Source organism: Actinomadura meridiana (genome assembly GCF_039537545.1).
Taxonomy (GTDB): Bacteria; Actinomycetota; Actinomycetes; order Streptosporangiales; family Streptosporangiaceae; genus Spirillospora; species Spirillospora meridiana.
In genome coordinates this window covers 1-597 of sequence record NZ_BAABAS010000047.1, presented here as the reverse complement: position 1 = coordinate 597, position 597 = coordinate 1, and the positions used below count along the sequence as shown (strand labels likewise).

General features: G+C 63.8%; 1 protein-coding gene. It reads left to right on the top strand.

The window, feature by feature from the left end; genetic code table 11:
* On the top strand, positions 1-597 hold a 597-nt coding region (locus tag ABD808_RS38390), incomplete at both ends, for a zinc-binding dehydrogenase (protein WP_344908495.1).

Below are 597 nucleotides of genomic sequence, written 5' to 3'. Positions count from 1 at the left end.
TGTTCACCCACGGCGGTATCAGCCCGACCGCGACCACCGATCACCGGCTGGTCATGCCGATCCCCGACCACTGGACCTGGCCCCAGGCCGCCACCATCCCGGTCGCCTTCCTCACCGCCTACCACGGCCTGATCACCCTGGCCAACCTACAACCCGGACAGAAAGTCCTCATCCACACCGCCACCGGCGGAGTCGGCCTGGCCGCACTCCAAATCGCCCGCCTGCACGGCGCGGACATCTACGCCACCGCCAGCCCCCACAAATGGCCCACCCTCCACCAGCAAGGCCTGGACGACGACCACATCGCCAACAGCCGCACCACCGACTACGAACACCACTTCCGCGCCACCGCACCCAACGGCATCGACATCATCCTCAACAGCCTCGCCCACGAACACACCGACGCCTCACTCCGCCTCCTCAACCCCCACGGCCATTTCATCGAAATGGGAAAAACCGACATACGAACCCCCGACCAACTCACCCACCACCCCCACATCCACTACCAACCCTTCGACCTCCTCGACAACGAAACACCCCACCTCCAACAACTCATCAACACCCTCCAGCAACACTTCACCACCAACACCCTCCAAC